Origin of the sequence: Pantoea cypripedii, assembly GCF_011395035.1 — a bacterium.
Taxonomy (GTDB): Bacteria; Pseudomonadota; Gammaproteobacteria; order Enterobacterales; family Enterobacteriaceae; genus Pantoea; species Pantoea cypripedii_A.
The window spans coordinates 1818121-1833663 of sequence record NZ_CP024768.1 but is presented as its reverse complement, the minus strand read 5'-3'; the positions used below and the strand labels follow the sequence as shown (position 1 = coordinate 1833663).

17 protein-coding genes are annotated in these 15543 nt (G+C 55.2%); 7 read left to right on the top strand and 10 right to left on the bottom strand.

What is annotated here, in order from left to right; translation table 11 throughout:
- Window positions 1-6 precede the first annotated feature (6 nt).
- Window positions 7-612, bottom strand: coding sequence for a transcriptional regulator BetI (gene betI, locus CUN67_RS08530; protein ID WP_208717116.1), 606 nt, complete (start codon window positions 610-612; stop codon window positions 7-9).
- A gap of 681 nt (window positions 613-1293) precedes the next feature.
- Here betI and dtpA point away from each other — a divergent pair.
- Window positions 1294-2799 (top strand): dipeptide/tripeptide permease DtpA, encoded by a 1506-nt coding sequence (gene dtpA, locus CUN67_RS08525; protein WP_208714849.1) that lies wholly within the window; start codon window positions 1294-1296, stop codon window positions 2797-2799.
- Window positions 2800-2856: 57 nt separating this feature from the next.
- Here dtpA and CUN67_RS08520 read toward each other — a convergent pair whose 3' ends face one another.
- Together CUN67_RS08520 and CUN67_RS08515 are read right to left on the bottom strand one after the other, a co-directional pair.
- The gene (locus tag CUN67_RS08520) at window positions 2857-3696 is read right to left on the bottom strand and encodes a pyridoxamine 5'-phosphate oxidase family protein (RefSeq protein WP_208714846.1); all 840 of its coding nucleotides are present in this window, start codon (window positions 3694-3696) and stop codon (window positions 2857-2859) included.
- Window positions 3680-4306, bottom strand: coding sequence for a glutathione S-transferase family protein (locus tag CUN67_RS08515; RefSeq protein ID WP_208714845.1), 627 nt, complete (start codon window positions 4304-4306; stop codon window positions 3680-3682). Before CUN67_RS08515 ends, CUN67_RS08520 begins: the two co-directional genes overlap by 17 nt.
- 92 nt (window positions 4307-4398) lie before the next feature.
- On the opposite strand from CUN67_RS08515, the gene CUN67_RS08510 reads away from it, so the two are divergent.
- Together CUN67_RS08510 and gstA are read left to right on the top strand one after the other, a co-directional pair.
- The gene (locus CUN67_RS08510) at window positions 4399-5307 is read left to right on the top strand and encodes a LysR family transcriptional regulator (protein ID WP_208717115.1); all 909 of its coding nucleotides are present in this window, start codon (window positions 4399-4401) and stop codon (window positions 5305-5307) included.
- Window positions 5308-5378: 71 nt separating this feature from the next.
- Complete coding sequence (gene gstA / locus CUN67_RS08505) at window positions 5379-5984, top strand: glutathione transferase GstA (RefSeq protein WP_208717114.1); 606 nt, start codon at window positions 5379-5381, stop codon at window positions 5982-5984.
- Window positions 5985-6111: 127 nt separating this feature from the next.
- Here the strand turns inward: gstA and pdxY are convergent, their stop codons facing one another.
- The 5 genes from pdxY to anmK form a co-directional block, all read right to left on the bottom strand.
- On the bottom strand, window positions 6112-6972 hold the full coding sequence (gene pdxY / locus CUN67_RS08500) for a pyridoxal kinase PdxY (RefSeq protein WP_208714843.1): 861 nt from the start codon (window positions 6970-6972) through the stop codon (window positions 6112-6114).
- Between the two features lie 54 nt (window positions 6973-7026).
- The gene (tyrS, locus tag CUN67_RS08495; protein ID WP_208714841.1) at window positions 7027-8301 is read right to left on the bottom strand and encodes a tyrosine--tRNA ligase; all 1275 of its coding nucleotides are present in this window, start codon (window positions 8299-8301) and stop codon (window positions 7027-7029) included.
- 139 nt (window positions 8302-8440) lie between these two features.
- The gene (pdxH, locus tag CUN67_RS08490; protein ID WP_208714839.1) at window positions 8441-9097 is read right to left on the bottom strand and encodes a pyridoxamine 5'-phosphate oxidase; all 657 of its coding nucleotides are present in this window, start codon (window positions 9095-9097) and stop codon (window positions 8441-8443) included.
- A 23-nt stretch (window positions 9098-9120) separates the two neighbouring features.
- The gene (locus tag CUN67_RS08485; protein ID WP_208714837.1) at window positions 9121-9447 is read right to left on the bottom strand and encodes an MliC family protein; all 327 of its coding nucleotides are present in this window, start codon (window positions 9445-9447) and stop codon (window positions 9121-9123) included.
- 9 nt (window positions 9448-9456) lie between these two features.
- Window positions 9457-10578: an anhydro-N-acetylmuramic acid kinase gene (anmK, locus tag CUN67_RS08480; protein ID WP_208714835.1), complete on the bottom strand. Its 1122-nt coding sequence runs from the start codon at window positions 10576-10578 to the stop codon at window positions 9457-9459.
- A 285-nt stretch (window positions 10579-10863) separates the two neighbouring features.
- Between anmK and slyB the strand changes: the two genes are divergently transcribed.
- Window positions 10864-11331, top strand: a complete 468-nt coding sequence (gene slyB / locus CUN67_RS08475; RefSeq protein WP_084874340.1) for an outer membrane lipoprotein SlyB — start codon at window positions 10864-10866, stop codon at window positions 11329-11331.
- 41 nt (window positions 11332-11372) lie between these two features.
- Here the strand turns inward: slyB and slyA are convergent, their stop codons facing one another.
- On the bottom strand, window positions 11373-11810 hold the full coding sequence (gene slyA / locus CUN67_RS08470) for a transcriptional regulator SlyA (protein ID WP_208714833.1): 438 nt from the start codon (window positions 11808-11810) through the stop codon (window positions 11373-11375).
- A 154-nt stretch (window positions 11811-11964) separates the two neighbouring features.
- Here slyA and CUN67_RS08465 point away from each other — a divergent pair, with 154 nt between their 5' ends.
- The 3 genes from CUN67_RS08465 to CUN67_RS08455 are packed head-to-tail and all read left to right on the top strand — an operon-like array spanning window position 11965 to window position 15098.
- Window positions 11965-12201, top strand: coding sequence for a DUF1656 domain-containing protein (locus CUN67_RS08465; RefSeq protein WP_208714832.1), 237 nt, complete (start codon window positions 11965-11967; stop codon window positions 12199-12201).
- Between the two features lie 6 nt (window positions 12202-12207).
- Entirely contained in the window at window positions 12208-13065 is an 858-nt protein-coding gene (locus CUN67_RS08460; protein WP_208714831.1) for an efflux RND transporter periplasmic adaptor subunit, read from the top strand.
- An 8-nt stretch (window positions 13066-13073) separates the two neighbouring features.
- The gene (locus tag CUN67_RS08455; RefSeq protein WP_208714829.1) at window positions 13074-15098 is read left to right on the top strand and encodes an FUSC family protein; all 2025 of its coding nucleotides are present in this window, start codon (window positions 13074-13076) and stop codon (window positions 15096-15098) included.
- Here the strand turns inward: CUN67_RS08455 and CUN67_RS08450 are convergent.
- On the bottom strand, window positions 15067-15534 hold the full coding sequence (locus tag CUN67_RS08450; protein WP_208714827.1) for a hypothetical protein: 468 nt from the start codon (window positions 15532-15534) through the stop codon (window positions 15067-15069). The two genes, CUN67_RS08455 and CUN67_RS08450, sit on opposite strands and share 32 nt — an antisense overlap.
- Window positions 15535-15543: the final 9 nt, after the last annotated feature.

Genomic DNA, 15543 nt, shown 5'->3' with positions numbered 1-15543 from the left:
TCCTCCTCAGGATGGTGTTGATCCTGCGGCTGTCAGCCACAGGGCGAGATTCTGATAACAAAGCTGGCGCGCATGCGTCAGCCCCTGTTCCATCGGCTGCGGTGCCAGCGTCATTCGTAGCCACAGTCCATCAATTAATGCGGCCAGGCTGCTGCCTGCGGCCCTTGCCTGCTCGTGCGGCATCACGCGTGCAAACTGCGCGGTGATATTCGACCACAGCCGTTTGTCGTTAATACGCTGCAAACGTTGCAAATTGTCGTGATGCAGGCTGTTGGTCCAGAACACCAGCCAGGTGGTGAGCACCGGCGCTTCCATCTGCGACAGATCAAAGTTGCCATCAATGATGGCGCGGATCTGCGCTTCCGGCGTGTCGGCCACCAGCCGTCGCTGCCGTTCTACCGCCAGATAAAGGTCGGCGAGAATCTGGCGCATGCAGGCGTCGAGCAGGCCGTTCTTGTCGCCAAAGTAATGGCTGACGATGCCGGTCGATACGCCCGCTTCTTTGGCAATCACCGCGATGCTGGCATCCGCCAGCCCCACCCGGTCGATCACCGTTAAGGTCGCCTGAATCAATTGCGCCTGGCGAATGGCTTTCATTCCCACTTTTGGCATGGTGTTCATCGGTTTTGTCTATGGACCAGGAAGAAGTGTAGTCTTTTTATATTGATCGTTCAATCAACAAAACCCGCAAAACGCAACAATGTTGCAACAAACCCGTGTCCCGGACAGGGGGATATAAAGCCGGTTAAAACTGTCGTTATGCGGTCCAATTCGCTAATTGGCGACTTTTTATGTGCCTTAACGCCCTTCCGCAAACGTTTTCTTTTTTTCCATATTTAATTAATCCCTGTTTTTGTGCGCAGGATCAACAAATTAGCGTTCTGACGTCTTTTGGGTGCTTTTTGCGCTCAATAATCAATCTATTGTGCTCAACAATCATCCATATGCAGATTAATTTTTTGATTATGTTTTATACATTAGTCATAAATGCTAAAAATAAGAATAATCGCAGTTTATATCAGGAAAATGATCTTCCTGATCTGCAAACCAACCGATTATCCTGATATAATGACTTCATGTGGTATTTAACACTAATTAACAACTTTTTATTATTGCTTTAACCCTACCTTTAGCAGGTATTTCAGCGTGTAAAAAGTACTTGCCCTGCTGGCCTGATTCAGCCAAATTAGGCGCCGTTTTTCCTTTCTAATAACAATGTTGCGCAGGATTTACCCAGCCTGACGCAGACTTAATTCCTGTCAAAAAACAGGCTATGTATAAACTGAGGTACTCGTGTCAACTGCAAACAAACACACTGATGAGGCAGTCAGCCTCAACGCGTTCAAGCAACCGAAAGCGTTCTATCTGATCTTCTCGATCGAACTGTGGGAACGTTTTGGTTACTACGGCCTGCAGGCCATTATGGCGGTCTACCTGGTGAAACAGCTGGGCATGTCTGAAGCAGACTCCATCACCCTGTTCACCTCGTTCAGCGCACTGGTTTACGGCCTGGTCGCCATTGGCGGCTGGCTGGGCGATAAAGTGCTGGGCACCAAACGTGTGATCGTACTGGGCGTGATGGTACTGGCGCTGGGTTATGCGTTCGTCGCGTTTTCTGGTCATGACACCACCATGGTGTACGTCGGTATGGCGACCATTGCGGTGGGTAGCGGTCTGTTTAAAGCTAACCCGTCATCACTGCTTTCAACCTGCTACGAGAAAGATGATCCGCGCATCGATGGCGCATTCACCATGTTTTACATGTCAATCAACATCGGTTCGCTGTTCTCGATGATGCTGACACCGTGGCTGGCAGCGAAATACGGCTGGGGTGCCGCTTTCTCCCTGTCCGTGGTGGGCCTGGTGATCACTCTGCTCAACTTCCTGTTCTGCCAGCGTCTGGTGAAAAGCTACGGTTCAAAACCGGACTTCGCCCCGCTGCAAATCAACAAACTGCTGATGACGCTGGTGGGTGTGGTCGCACTGGTGGCGCTGGCAACCTGGCTGCTGCATCATCAGAGCATTGCGCGCATGGCGCTGGGCGCGATCGCCATTGGTATCGTGCTGGTGTTTGCTAAAGAAGCCTTTGCGTTGCAGGGTGCGGCACGTCGCAAAATGATCGTCGCCTTCCTGCTGATGGTCGAAGCCATTGTGTTCTTCGTGCTGTATATGCAGATGCCGACCTCACTGAACTTCTTCGCGATTCGTAACGTGGAGCATGCCATCCTCGGCATTACCTTCGAACCGGAGCAATTCCAGGCACTGAATCCCTTCTGGATCATGCTTGCCAGCCCGATTCTGGCTGCGGTGTACAACAAGATGGGCGATAAACTGCCGATGCCGCACAAGTTTGCCATTGGTATGGTGCTGTGTTCAGCCGCCTTCCTGGTACTGCCGTTTGGTGCCAAATTCGCTAACGATGCCGGTATCGTGTCAGTCAACTGGCTGATCATCAGCTATGCGCTGCAGAGTGTCGGTGAGCTGATGATTTCTGGTCTGGGTCTGGCGATGGTGGCACAGCTGGTACCGCAGCGTCTGATGGGCTTCATCATGGGCTCCTGGTTCCTGACTACCGCAGGCGCGGCGATGATCGCCGGTAAAGTGGCTAACCTGATGGCCGTACCGAATGACGTGACCGATCCGCACACCTCACTGGCGGTGTACAGCCACGTGTTCCAGCAGATCGGCATCGCCACCGGTGTGATTGCTATCCTGATGCTGATCACTGCCCCGCTGCTGAATCGCATGACGCAGGATGATGCCCAGACGGAATTGCAGCGCGCTAACGCGAATTCATAATCCGTCGGTCGAATCCGGAAAAACGATTAAGCCGTCATCCTTCGGGTGACGGCTTTTTTATGGCCTGATCCAACAGGCCCCGGCTCCGAGACGCATCATACGATGCGGGGTAAACCATAAACGGCGGATGGCTTTACCCTCGCCATCTTTTGCTTCCCAGTCGATGGTCATTTCACCCTGCAAATGCAGTGCGCTGCCTTGTTGCCAGTCAGGGATGAGCAGTGCACAGCGCGCATCCAGCAACAGATTCCCCAGCGTGTTCATATAACGATTGCCGGGAAAATCATCAAACGACAGCTGCCCGGTCGCATGCCAGCGCAGAAACCCAGCCGGACCACCACGATGGGAAATGTCCATACTGCCGCCCGGCTCGCCGCTGGCGATAAAAAAGGTCTGGCTGCGAGCGAGCAGATGCTGATCTTCCTCATTCAGATGCGTTGCCGCTGTGACCGCAATGTTACCCGCCGCAGGCACTTGCCAGGGATAGTGATGGATATATTGTGGACAGTTACCAAAACTCTCGCGCACCCGCATCACCAGATGATCCGGGCCGAGTGCCGCCACCTCGCCATTCGCGCGATTACGGCGGCGGGTAGCGAAATCGATGCCGAGCATGGCCAGCGCATCGCCCTCATCCGGCAATACCAGCAGAGGCGCACGTTGCAACGCGCTACGCTGGATTGCCAGGTGGTTTTCATCCAGCGGCTGCACAAAACCCGGTGCCGCCATCAGCAAATGGGCCAGCGGCCAGCCATGATGGTCGCGCTGCGCCAGCAACAGATAAGGCAGCTGGGCATAAAACAGCTGATGCTGCTGCGGCATCTGATCATAGATGGCAGCACGTACCTGGCGAAAACCTGCCAGTTGCTGCGCCTGTTGTTCACCGGGATGAAACATGATCTTCGTCCGCAGGGAGTGGCAATGGCGGCAACGCCTCAAAGCCGGGTAAAGTCTCGACCTGAGTCAGCCACTGACGAATGGCAGGCCAGGGTTGCAGGGAAATCCCTCCCTGAGGAGCGCAGGCAACGTAAGCATAGCAGGCCAGATCCGCAATGGTGGGTTGCTCGCCGGTCAGCCAGCGTCCGCTACTCAGATGCTGCTCCATCTGCGGCAAAAAACGCGCGGCGACACTGCGGGCCGAGTCATAATCTTCCGGGGTCTGAAACTGTTTAATTAATCGCGCCGAACCCACGCCATAGCGAATCTCGCCAGCGGCTTTGCCTAACCACAGCTGCACCCGCGCTGCCACCAGCGGCTCATCCGGCAGCCAGTGGCTGTTGGGTGCATAACGCCGCACCAGGTACACCAGAATGGCGTTGCTGTCGTAGATCACAGCGTCACCATCGACCAGGACCGGGATTTGCTGCCACGGATTCAACAGACGAAACTCGTCCTGCTGACGCAGCGCGGCTGGCGCTTCAATACATTGATAGTCCAGCTGCAGCATATTGAGTAACAAACGAACACGGTGGGCATGGCCGGATAATGGGGTGCTGTAAAGTTTCATGGTGGTCTCCTGTTTTCCCTAAGCTTACTCTTGTGATTTAAGTAAGGAAGATCGTGTTATAACAAGAGACTGTTACCAAAACAGGAACAATGATGGACAGATTTGACGAGCTTGAGGTGTTCGTAAGCGTTATCCAGCAAGGCAGTCTGGCCGCCGCCGCGCGGCGTTTGCAGCGTTCCCCGCCGGTGATTACCCGCACGCTGGCGGCGCTGGAGCAACGCTTTGGCACCACGCTGATTGAGCGCACCACGCGCCAGCTGGCCCCGACTGAAGCGGGCTGGCAGTTGTTTGAGCAGGCACGCCAGCTGCTGGATAACTATCAGGCCGCGATGGACAGTGCGCACCACAGTGGCTTGCAGGGATTGCTGCGCGTCACCGCGCCGGTTCAGTTTGGCCGCCGTCATGTCATGCCGCTGGTGAACGCTTTTCTCGATCAGCATCCGGAAATTCAGCTGGAGCTGGTGTTAAGCGACAACTATCAGGATTTGATTGATAACTCGCTGGATATCGCCCTGCGTATCGGTGAGTTGCAGGATTCCTCGATGGTGGCGCGCAGAGTGGGCGAGGTGCAGAGCATGCTGATTGCCAGCCCGGACTATCTCCAGCGCGCAGGCACGCCGCTGCACCCTTCTGCGTTGAGCGAACATACCCTGATCGCCGGTGTGCGACAGACGAAGGAATGGCGCTTTGCCCGCGATGTGCGTGTGCGTATTACCCCGCGCCTGCGCGTGAATGAGGTCGAAAGCCAGCTGCTGGCGCTGCGCAGCGGCCAGGGCATTGGCCGTTTGCTCTCCTACCAGGTGCTGGACGATCTTCGTCACGGCACACTGGTCCGTTTATTACCCGAGTGGGAACCCGCTGCTTTGCCGGTGCAACTGGTGACGCAGCGGGTGAAAAATATGACACCTAAAGTGCGCCAGTTCTGGGATTTCGCGCTGGAACAACTCCCGACACTCGCCTGTTTCAGGGCGGAAAATTATCGCAGCCGCGTTGAATCCTGATCGGTATCACTGGCAAAACTTTTATGCCGATTTATGCTGTTACGATCACAACAAAACCTGGAGAAGCCATGATGAAACTCTATTGCAAGCCCGGTGCCTGTTCGCTCTCGCCACACATTGTGATGCGCGAATGCGGACTGGACTTCACGCAGGTCAATGTCGACCTGCAACAGAAACGTACCGAGCAAGGGGAGGATTACTGGCAGATAAACCCGAAAGGACAGGTTCCCGCCTTGCAGTTTGATGATGGCACGCTGCTGACTGAGGGAACGGCGATTGTGCAGTACCTGGCCGATCAAAAACCTGATCGCCACCTGCTGGCCCCGACAGGCAGCCTGACGCGTTATCACACCCTGGAGTGGTTAAGTTTTATCGGCACAGAACTGCATAAAGGCTTCAGCCCGCTGTTCAGAAAAGATACCCCCGCCGAATATAAAACACTGGTGCGCGAGCAACTGAAGAAAAAATTCGAGATAGCGGATCGGGCATTGCAGGATAAACAATGGCTGATGGGACTGCGTTTTACCGTTGCCGATGCCTATCTGTTTGTGGTGACGCGCTGGGCGCAGGCAGTACAACTGGATTTGAGCGACCTGCCTGCGCTGAACCGCTGGTTTGCACGCGTCGCGGAACGTCCGGCGGTGCAGGCAGCACTGAAAGCGGAAGGCCTGGTTTGATGATGACAGGCCGGTAACACCGGCCTGTTGACTGATGCGTAGCGGCGCAATTTCTTGCGTGGGTTTTACCCCGGCGCAGTGGCCCAAAATGCGCGATAAATCGCGCCGCTACGTTGATCCGTATGTTTTAGATTTTAACGGCGTCAAAGTGCTGGGTCGGTTGCGCAATCGCATCCTGCGCGGCAACCAGTTGCAGCTCGTACTCGCCCATTTCATGGGTTTTCAGCATCACTTCATACACCGCCGCGGTAACGTGTTCCAGCGCATCACGCAGTGACTTGCCATGTAGCAGATCCACCAGCAGCAGACCACTGGTCAGATCGCCTACGCCGACCGGCTGACGCACACCAAAATCCACCAGCGGACGGTCGATATGCCAGCACTCATCGGCAGTCACCAGCAGCATTTCGAAACGATCGCTGCGGCGTCCGGCACGTGCCAGATGTTTCACCAGCACCACTTTCGGTCCCTGGGCAATCAACGCACGCGCGGCAACCACCGCCTGTTCAACATTGGCAATGCTCTGACCGCTGAGCATTTCCAGCTCCAGCAGATTTGGCGCGACAATGTCACTGGCCGGCAGCGCCATTTTGCAATGGAACTCAGCCACACCCGGCGCAACAATGCAGCCTTTTTCCGGATGGCCCATCACCGGATCACAAAAGTACCAGGCATTCGGATTAGCCGCTTTTACCTGGCGCACAATCTCCAGGATCTGTTCACCCTGCTCGGCGGAACCGAGATAACCACTCAGCACCGCATCACAGGTCTTCAGTCGGTCAATCGCCGCAATGCCCTGCACAATATCGGTCAGATGGGTGGCAGGCATCACCGTGCCGGTCCAGTGCCCATACTGCGTGTGGTTGGAAAACTGTACGGTATTCAGCGGCCAGACATTGGCCCCCATGCGACGCATGGGAAACTCGGCCGCACTGTTTCCGGCGTGGCCATAAACAACATGTGACTGGATTGCGAGAATATTTTTCATTGTTGCCCTGTACTGCCTTGCCATAAAAAGGGCCGGAGACCGGCCCTGAAGTGCTTACTGCCAGTTAATCAGGCAGTAATGTTTTTTGCCGCGACGCAACAGCGTGAAGCGGCCAAACAGCTTGTCACTGTCGCTAAAACGATACTCAGCGTCAGATTGTTTTTCACCGTTCAGTGATACCGCGTTCGAACCAATCATGGTGCGAGCCTGGCCACGTGACGGCACCAGTTCCGCTTTCACCAGTGCCTGTTGCAGGTCGTCTTCCGCGCTCAGGCTGATGGTCGGCATACCGTCTTGTGCCAGCTGTTCGAAATCGGCTTCGGTCATCTCGCTCAGGCTGCCAGAAAACAGGCTTTCGGTGATACGTTTTGCCGCCGCCAGGCCGGTTTCACCGTGCACCAGACGGGTCACCTGCTCAGCCAGCACGTATTGTGCGCGTGGCGCGGTGCCGCTGTTCTTATCTGCTTCTTCCAGCGCATTGATCTCTTCAATGCTCATAAAGGTGAAGAATTTCAGGAAGCGATAGACATCCGCATCGGCGGTGTTGATCCAGAACTGGTAGAACTTATACGGGCTGGTTTTTTTCTCGTCGAGCCATACCGCGCCACCTTCGGTTTTACCGAACTTGGTGCCGTCCGATTTGGTGATCAACGGCACGGTCAGACCCCAGGTCTGCTGCTGATGCAGGCGGCGGGTCAGGTCGATACCGGAGGTGATGTTGCCCCACTGATCGGAACCGCCAATCTGCAACACCACGCCGTAGCGTTTGTTCAGCTCAGCAAAGTCATAACCCTGCAACAGGTTGTAAGAGAACTCGGTATAGGAGATGCCCTGATCTTCACGGTTCAGACGCTGTTTGACCGCTTCTTTGTTGATCATCTGGTTAACCGAGAAATGTTTACCGATATCACGCAGGAAGGTCAGCACGTTCATGCCACCGAACCAGTCATAGTTGTTGGCGGCGATGGCGCTGTTATCACCACAATCGAAGCTCAGGAAAGGCGCAACCTGCTTGCGGATTTTCTCTACCCACTCGCCCACGGTTTCGCTGGTGTTCAGTTTACGTTCTGCTGCTTTAAAGCTGGGATCGCCAATCAGACCGGTGGCACCACCCACCAGCGCGACCGGCTTGTGTCCGGCGTCCTGAAAACGTTTCAGGCAGAGCAGCGGCACCAGATGGCCCAAATGCAAGCTATCAGCGGTGGGATCAAAGCCGCAATAGAGTGCAATTGGCCCCTGCGCCAGTCGCTCTGCTAACGCTTCCTCGTCCGTTACCTGGGCAATCAAGCCCCTTTCTTGCAATTGTTGTATCAGGTTACTGCTGGTCATCACTGACTCCAAATTGATCAGACTGCACCTATGCTGGTACACAGCTTTCCGCTGATTTGCGGAAGTGAAAAAAATGAGGGCTATAGCATAAAGCGCTGACGCCAAGTGCGCCAGCGTTGAAAGGGGTTAAAACGCAGTTTTACGGGGCAAGACGGTCGATTGACCAGCCATTGTCCTGACGCTGATACAGGAAGCGATCGTGCAGGCGATGTTCACCCCCCTGCCAGAACTCCACGGTGTGGAATTTCACCCGGAATCCCCCCCAGAAACTCGGTAGTGGCACCTCGCCCTGCTGGAACTTCTGTTTCAGTTCAAGGAATTTACCTTCCAGCACGCCACGCGCCGAGATACGACTCGACTGCTTCGACACCCAGGCACCAATCTGGCTGTCACGCGGACGGCTGTGGAAATACTTCAGCACTTCCAGCGCCGAGAGCTTTTCCACTTCCCCCAGCACCATCACCTGACGTTCCAGAAAATGCCACGGAAAATGCAGCGAGATACGTGGATTTTCCGCCAGCTGCAGGGCTTTGCGGCTGCCGAGGTTGGTGTAAAACACCATGCCTTTCTCATCGTAGTGCTTGAGCAACACGATGCGCTGATAAGGCTGACCGCTGCTGTCCACCGTCGCTACCGTCATGGCCGTCGGATCGGGCAACTGCGCAGTACAAGCCTGCTGCAGCCATTGTTCAAACAACGCCAGAGGGTTATCTGGCAAATCTTTACGCCGTAAGCCACCGCGGGTGTATTCACGACGCAGGTGGGCAATATTTTGCAAACTGTCACTGTCGCTCATGCTCGTTACTCTTTCTCAACCGATTACTGGGCGGAACCGTCCGCATTCTGCAATTCGCAGTCATTAATCACAATCTTATCGTTACGCTCGACAAAAGCACCCTTGCCTTTCGACCAGAACACATAAGTCCCGTCACTATAACGCGTGCCGGAGGCAGCAACCGTCTGCGTTAACGTCAGGGGTTTGCCATCCAGAATAAAGCTAACCTGCTGCCGGGGATTATCCAGCGTAACGGTCAATGGCAAGGTGCCGCACTGATAGTGCAGGGTTTGCGGTTGCTCAGCCTGCTTAGGCATTAAACCACAACCACTCAGCAGCAGGACGCCACCGATGATAATCGTCTTCTTCATCCTCACTCCTTAACGTGTCTGCCGGGGATTAGCTGGATAGATCGCACCCAGCACGCTCATCGCCCGCGCGCCGGTTACTGCCGGTAAATTACCCGGTAATCCCGACAGGGTGCGGAAAGCCAGCCAGGCAAAGGCCAGCGCTTCCATATCATCACCGCTGATACCGGCCTGATCGGTGGTATTCACTTCTGTACCCGGCAACAGCGCCGCCAGACGTGCCATCAACAGCGGATTGCGGCTGCCGCCGCCGCATACCAGCAGGCGGTCACAGCCATCATTCAGTTGTACCTGTTGCGCGATAGTCTGCGCGGTCAGCTCGGTCAGAGTGGCCTGCACATCCTGCGGAGCCAGTGCCGGGAAACGCTGCAATTGCTGTTCAATCCAGCTCAGGTTGAAATATTCACGCCCGGTACTTTTCGGTGGCGGTAAGGCAAACCAGGGATCGGCCAGCATTTGATCCAACAACGCAGGCACCAGCTGCCCGGAGCGCGCCCAGGCCGCATCTTTGTCGTAGCCCTGTCCTTTATTACGCCAGATCCACGCATCGATCAGCATATTGCCCGGTCCGGTATCGAAACCACGCACCGGCTGGCCGGGAATGAGCAGCGAGAGATTGGCGATGCCCCCGATGTTCAGCACCATGCGCCGCTCGACGCTATCCATCAATAACGCCTGATGGAAGGCGGGTACCAGAGGGGCGCCCTGCCCACCGAGCGCCATATCACGGCGGCGGAAGTCGCCTACCACCGTAACGCCGGTCGCCGCAACAATCTGGTTGTTATCGCCAATCTGTAAGGTGTTCGGGGCATCGCTTAAGGGTTCATGCCACACCGTTTGCCCGTGGCAGCCAATGGCCATAATGTCGCTGGCCTCCAGCGACTGCTGGCGCATCAGGGTTAACACCGCCTCGGCAAACAGTTTGCCAAGACGTGTATCCAGTTGCCCCAGTTGGGACAGCGTCAGCGATTGTCCCTGACAAATCGCCAGGACCTGCTGACGCAAATCCTGGGGTATTGGATGGCAGTAACTCGCCTGCTGCGCCACCATATGCTCATCAATCGCCGCCAGTACCACATCAACACCGTCAAGACTGGTGCCGGACATCACACCAATATAGCGTCCTGATTTCATAAGCTTTCCTTACTCGCCTGCGAGCAAATGATTCATCTCTGAGTAGCCTGGCAAATTATGGTGGCTAATTCTATGATTAAATTCCGCTTTTTAAGCACAAAGCGATGCGTAATCCAGGCTAAAATATTTTCGTTGTCCAATTGAATTTTTGTTGAGATGCAATGGTCTATGCTTCGCCTCCAACCGCGTATAATTCGGACTAAAGTCAATTGCCTGGTTTGTGTCTTATACTCTGTGCAGGACAGAATGAGATCATGGCGCATTTTTGCAATAAGGAGCTTTCTGATGATTAAGCGTTTCCTGGTCGTCTCACTGACTGGCTTGACGCTGGCAGGTTGTGTCAGCAATGACACGCTCTCCGGCGATGTTTACAGTGCCAATGAAGCCAAACAGGTACAAAGCGTTTCCTACGGCACCCTGGTGTCGGTCCGCCCGGTTAAGATTCAGGGCGGTGATGAAAACAACGTGATTGGCGCCATTGGCGGCGCTGTATTAGGTGGGTTCCTGGGTAACACCATCGGTGGCGGCAGCGGCCGTTCACTGGCAACCGCAGGCGGTGCCGTACTGGGCGGCGTTGCGGGTCAGGGCGTACAGAGCACACTGAACAAAAGTGACGGCGTAGAGCTGGAAATCCGTAAGGATGACGGTAATACCATCATGGTGGTGCAGAAGCAGGCAGCGACCCGCTTCTCTGTCGGCCAGCGTGTCGTTATGGCGTCGAACGGCAGCCAGGTTACCGTATCGCCGCGCTAAGCGACCAGAAACCAAAAACCGACGCCTGCGCGTCGGTTTTTTTATTTCTCGCGGTTCTGTAGTTCGAGAATGTTTTTCTCCAGCCGGGCAATCAGTGTCACCATCTGATTTACCTCCTCCAGGCTGATACCGTTGAGAATATCGTCGCGCGTGGCATCAATCACACTTTCAACCTGCTCGATAATCGGTTCGGCTTGTCGGGTCAGTTTGATGCGCTTCGCCCGACGATCGTTTGCGCAGGTCGAGCGGGTAATCAACCCCTTCTCTTCCAGCTGATCGAGTGTGCGTACCAGGGAAGGTTGCTCAATACCAATGGCTTTCGCCAGCTGAATTTGCGACTGCTCTGGCGGGAGTTGATGAATATTGTGTAACGTCACCCAATGCGTTTGCGTTAACTCAAGCGGCTTGAGACGCTGGTCAATCAAGGCACGCCAGATGCGCACCAGGCGAGACAAATCCGTTCCAAGTGTCGTATCCATTTCATCTCCTTATAATTAGCTTGCTAGCTATCAAGCCAGATTTTACACTATTCTGCGAGTTTACAGGACAAATTACAAATCCCAGGCCAGCTGACACACGCACTCATCTACGCTTCATTGAGTAAGTACCTGGGTTAACTAAGGATGATGACACGTGTCTGTTTTCCTCTTTACCGCTAACGCTCCGCTTACCGACCTGGTATTTGGTGCCTCGTTGTTCTTCCCACCGCTGTTCAAGGCGGTGCTGCTGGGTTTCTTTTTCTGGCTGCTAATCCATCCGTTGCTGCGTGGCTGGATGTACTCCGGTGATATCTGGCATCCCACATTAATGGATCTTTCCCTGTTTGTTCTGTGCGTCACTGCCGCACTCTGGTTACTGAGCCTCGGATAAATCGCCATGAAATTCAATCCCTTTAAATACTTTTCCACGTTAGTGGTCTTTGCCCTGGCCCTACTCGCGGGCTGGTGGATGTGGAACTATTACATGCAATCGCCCTGGACCAGGGATGGCAAAGTGCGCGCTGAACTGGTGGATATCACCCCGCAGGTCTCTGGCCGCATCATTACACTGGCGGTACGCGACAATCAGTTTGTACATAAAGGCCAAACCCTGCTGACAATCGATCCGGTGCCATGGCAAATCGCGCTGGAGAATGCCGAAGCTCAACTGGCAAAGGCGCAGTCTGACCAGGAAAAGGCCCAGCATGAGCTGACCCGCCGCAGCAGCCTGCCGCGCAACGTCATTTCCGCAGAAGATCTTGATGCTGCCCGCCTGACGGCCAACGCCGCCGCAGCCACCACCAAAGCCGCCCAGGCCACGCTGGATCAGGCGCGCTGGAATTTGCAGCAAACCGAAATCACCGCGCCAACTGATGGCTGGGTCAGCAATCTGACGCTGCGCCCCGGCAACTATGCCACCGCTGGCACGCCGCTGTTTGCGCTGGTCGATAGCCACTCTTTTTACGTGATGGGTTATTTCGAAGAGACTAAGCTGCGCCATATCCAGCCGGGCGCCACCGCGAATATCGTGCTTTACAGCAGCGGTCGACGTTTGCAGGGCAAAGTAGAAAGCATTGGCCGCGCGATTTATGACCAGAGCGTGGATAGCGACAGCGGCCTGGTGCCGGATATCAAACCGAACGTGCCCTGGGTACGGCTGGCACAGCGTGTCCCGGTACGGATTCAGCTGGATGCCATCCCGGATGATGTCCCGCTGGTGGCGGGCACCACCTGTACCATCTCGATTGTGCGCTGAGGCTGCGGATGAATTTTCAGTGGCTGGCGTGGCAAAATTTGCCGTGGATGAAAGCCTCCGGTGGTCAATGGCGTTATGCCTTGCGCAACGCCATTGCGATGTGTCTGGCGCTGACCATCGCCTATGCGCTGCAACTGGATGAACCCTATTGGGCGATGACGTCGGCAGCGGTGGTCAGCTTTCCTACCGTGGGCGGCGCGATCAGCAAAAGTCTCGGTCGTATCGTTGGCAGTCTGCTCGGCGCAACCGCCGCGTTACTGATTGCGGGACATACGCTGAACGAACCCTGGTTATTTGCCTTTTTTATGGCCGGCTGGCTGGCGTTATGCACCTGGATTGCCAACCACTATCAAAACAATGTGGCTTATGCGTTCTCGCTGGCCGGTTACACCGCCGCGATCATCGCGTTTAGTAGCGTCAATATCACTGATATCAGCGATTTATGGACCATTACTCAGGCCCGCGTCTGCGAAGTCATTTCCGGGATTCTGTGTGCCGGGCTGATGATGATGGTGCTGCCCAGCACTTCTGATGGTCACGCGTTGATGGGATCGCTGCGACAAATGCACGCCCGGTTGCTGGATCATGCGGTGCTGCTGTTGCAGCAAGGCAGCACCGATAACGTCCGCACCGCCCATGAGAATGTGATCAGCCAGATTCTGACCATGAACCTGCTGCGCATTCAGGCATTCTGGAGCCACTATCGTTTTCGTCGGCAAAACAACGTGCTCAACTACGTCCTGCATCAACAGCTGCGTTTAACCAGCGTGCTTTCCAGCCTGCGACGGATGCTGCTGAACTGGCCGGATGCCCCGCCAGCCTTGTTTGACGCCATGCAAAAATTGCTGCATGAACTGGCCCAGCCGGAATGTGATAAATACCGGCTGGCACTGATTTTGCGTAACATTACCCCTGACGCTGCGGGAGATTATCGCCAGCGTGCCTTTGTGCAACGTCTGCGCTACTTTGCCTGGGTTTACCTCAATGTGCAGCGCTGGATCAGGCTGATTGAACGTGCTGATGCCGATACCCGCTTTCAGCCACCGCGCGTCCCCTCACTGGCGCGGGAAAGCGATAACGCGGAAGCGGGCTGGAGCGCATTGCGCACGTTCAGCGTGATTATGCTAGGTTGCGCTTACTGGATTGCGACACAGTGGGATTCCGGTGCCGCCGCGCTGACGCTCACCGCCATCGCCTGCGTACTGTACTCCTCAGCCCCCTCACCCACCGGCAGCATCTCGCTGTTGCTGAAAACGTTGCTGTGGCTGTCCGTGTTCAGCTTTGTGTTGCAGTTTGGATTGATGGTGCAAATCAGCGCGCTGTGGCAGTTTTTGCTGGTGCTGTTCCCCTTGCTACTGACATTGCAGCTGTTCAAATTACAGCAGAAAGCGCGCGCCGGGATGTGGGGGCAATTTATTGTCTTTATGGGATCGTTCATTGCCGTCAGTAACCCGCCGGATTGGGATTATCAGAGTTTCCTCAACGATAACCTGGCAAAAGTTTGTGGTGTCATGCTGGCCTGGCTGGCGTTTCAGGTGCTGCGCCCCAGCTCGGATGCGCGTCGCAGTCGGCGTCATATTCGCGCGTTGCGCCATGCCTTCCTCGATCAATTGCGCCGCCATCCCCGCTTAAGCGAAAGCCGCTTTGAATCACAGATTTATCATCATATCAGCCAGTTAAGTAATAGCCGTGACGAACAGGCGCGCATTTGGCTGCTGCGCTGGGGCGTCGTGCTGCTCAATTGTTCACACATTGTCTGGCAGCTACGCGATTGGCAGCCCGGTTCTCCCACCCTGGCGCAGATGCGTGACAGCAGTTTGCAGGATTTACAGCGAATCATGAGCCTGCGGGGGGTGCGCCACATGTCTTTGCAGGCGACGCTGGATGAACTGGAGGAGATGATTGCCCAACTCCCGGTGACGCGCGACAGCGAAGCCAACACCCTGGCGGGCATTCTCTGGCGTTTACGCTGTTCGCTGGCGCAGCTGAAACAGGCAGTGCCTACTGACAATATTGTTGCTGCTGCCGATTAAAATCATCCTGCAACTGTTGCAGGGTTTTGCGCCCTTCAAAGCGGGTTTTATCCTGCTCGGACATCGGTTCCAGCACCAGCGCCTTCTCCTCCGGGGAATAGATAAAACGGCGCACCAGATCGGTACCGGTAAAACTTTTCCCATCAATACCACCGCACACCACCGTCATGGTGTGACGATAAACTTCCGCATGGGTGAAATTGGTCTCAGTCGCGCTGCGCAGCACATTCTGACAGCCTTTCTCTTCCAGCTTATCCAGTGTTCGCTGTGTCAACCATTCGCGCCCGCGCGCTATGTGCTCACAGCTGGCGCGTAGTGGATTGACATCGATAGTCCTTTGCAGCTGCCGACTGGCGTCCAGGCGTAATTGCGTATCATTAGGTTGATCACATCCTACCAGCAACGCACATAACAACATGATCCCACACGTTTTCATTCCTGCCCC

Coding starts and splice junctions, on each gene's coding strand:
- betI (WP_208717116.1), bottom strand. CDS start 612: ATGCCAAAAGTGGGAATGAAAGCCATTCGCCAGGCGCAATTGATTCAG.
- CUN67_RS08520 (WP_208714846.1), bottom strand. CDS start 3,696: ATGTTTCATCCCGGTGAACAACAGGCGCAGCAACTGGCAGGTTTTCGC.
- CUN67_RS08515 (WP_208714845.1), bottom strand. CDS start 4,306: ATGAAACTTTACAGCACCCCATTATCCGGCCATGCCCACCGTGTTCGT.
- CUN67_RS08510 (WP_208717115.1), top strand. CDS start 4,399: ATGGACAGATTTGACGAGCTTGAGGTGTTCGTAAGCGTTATCCAGCAA.
- gstA (WP_208717114.1), top strand. CDS start 5,379: ATGAAACTCTATTGCAAGCCCGGTGCCTGTTCGCTCTCGCCACACATT.
- pdxY (WP_208714843.1), bottom strand. CDS start 6,972: ATGAAAAATATTCTCGCAATCCAGTCACATGTTGTTTATGGCCACGCC.
- tyrS (WP_208714841.1), bottom strand. CDS start 8,301: ATGACCAGCAGTAACCTGATACAACAATTGCAAGAAAGGGGCTTGATT.
- pdxH (WP_208714839.1), bottom strand. CDS start 9,097: ATGAGCGACAGTGACAGTTTGCAAAATATTGCCCACCTGCGTCGTGAA.
- CUN67_RS08485 (WP_208714837.1), bottom strand. CDS start 9,447: ATGAAGAAGACGATTATCATCGGTGGCGTCCTGCTGCTGAGTGGTTGT.
- anmK (WP_208714835.1), bottom strand. CDS start 10,578: ATGAAATCAGGACGCTATATTGGTGTGATGTCCGGCACCAGTCTTGAC.
- slyB (WP_084874340.1), top strand. CDS start 10,864: ATGATTAAGCGTTTCCTGGTCGTCTCACTGACTGGCTTGACGCTGGCA.
- slyA (WP_208714833.1), bottom strand. CDS start 11,810: ATGGATACGACACTTGGAACGGATTTGTCTCGCCTGGTGCGCATCTGG.
- CUN67_RS08460 (WP_208714831.1), top strand. CDS start 12,208: ATGAAATTCAATCCCTTTAAATACTTTTCCACGTTAGTGGTCTTTGCC.
- CUN67_RS08455 (WP_208714829.1), top strand. CDS start 13,074: ATGAATTTTCAGTGGCTGGCGTGGCAAAATTTGCCGTGGATGAAAGCC.
- CUN67_RS08450 (WP_208714827.1), bottom strand. CDS start 15,534: ATGAAAACGTGTGGGATCATGTTGTTATGTGCGTTGCTGGTAGGATGT.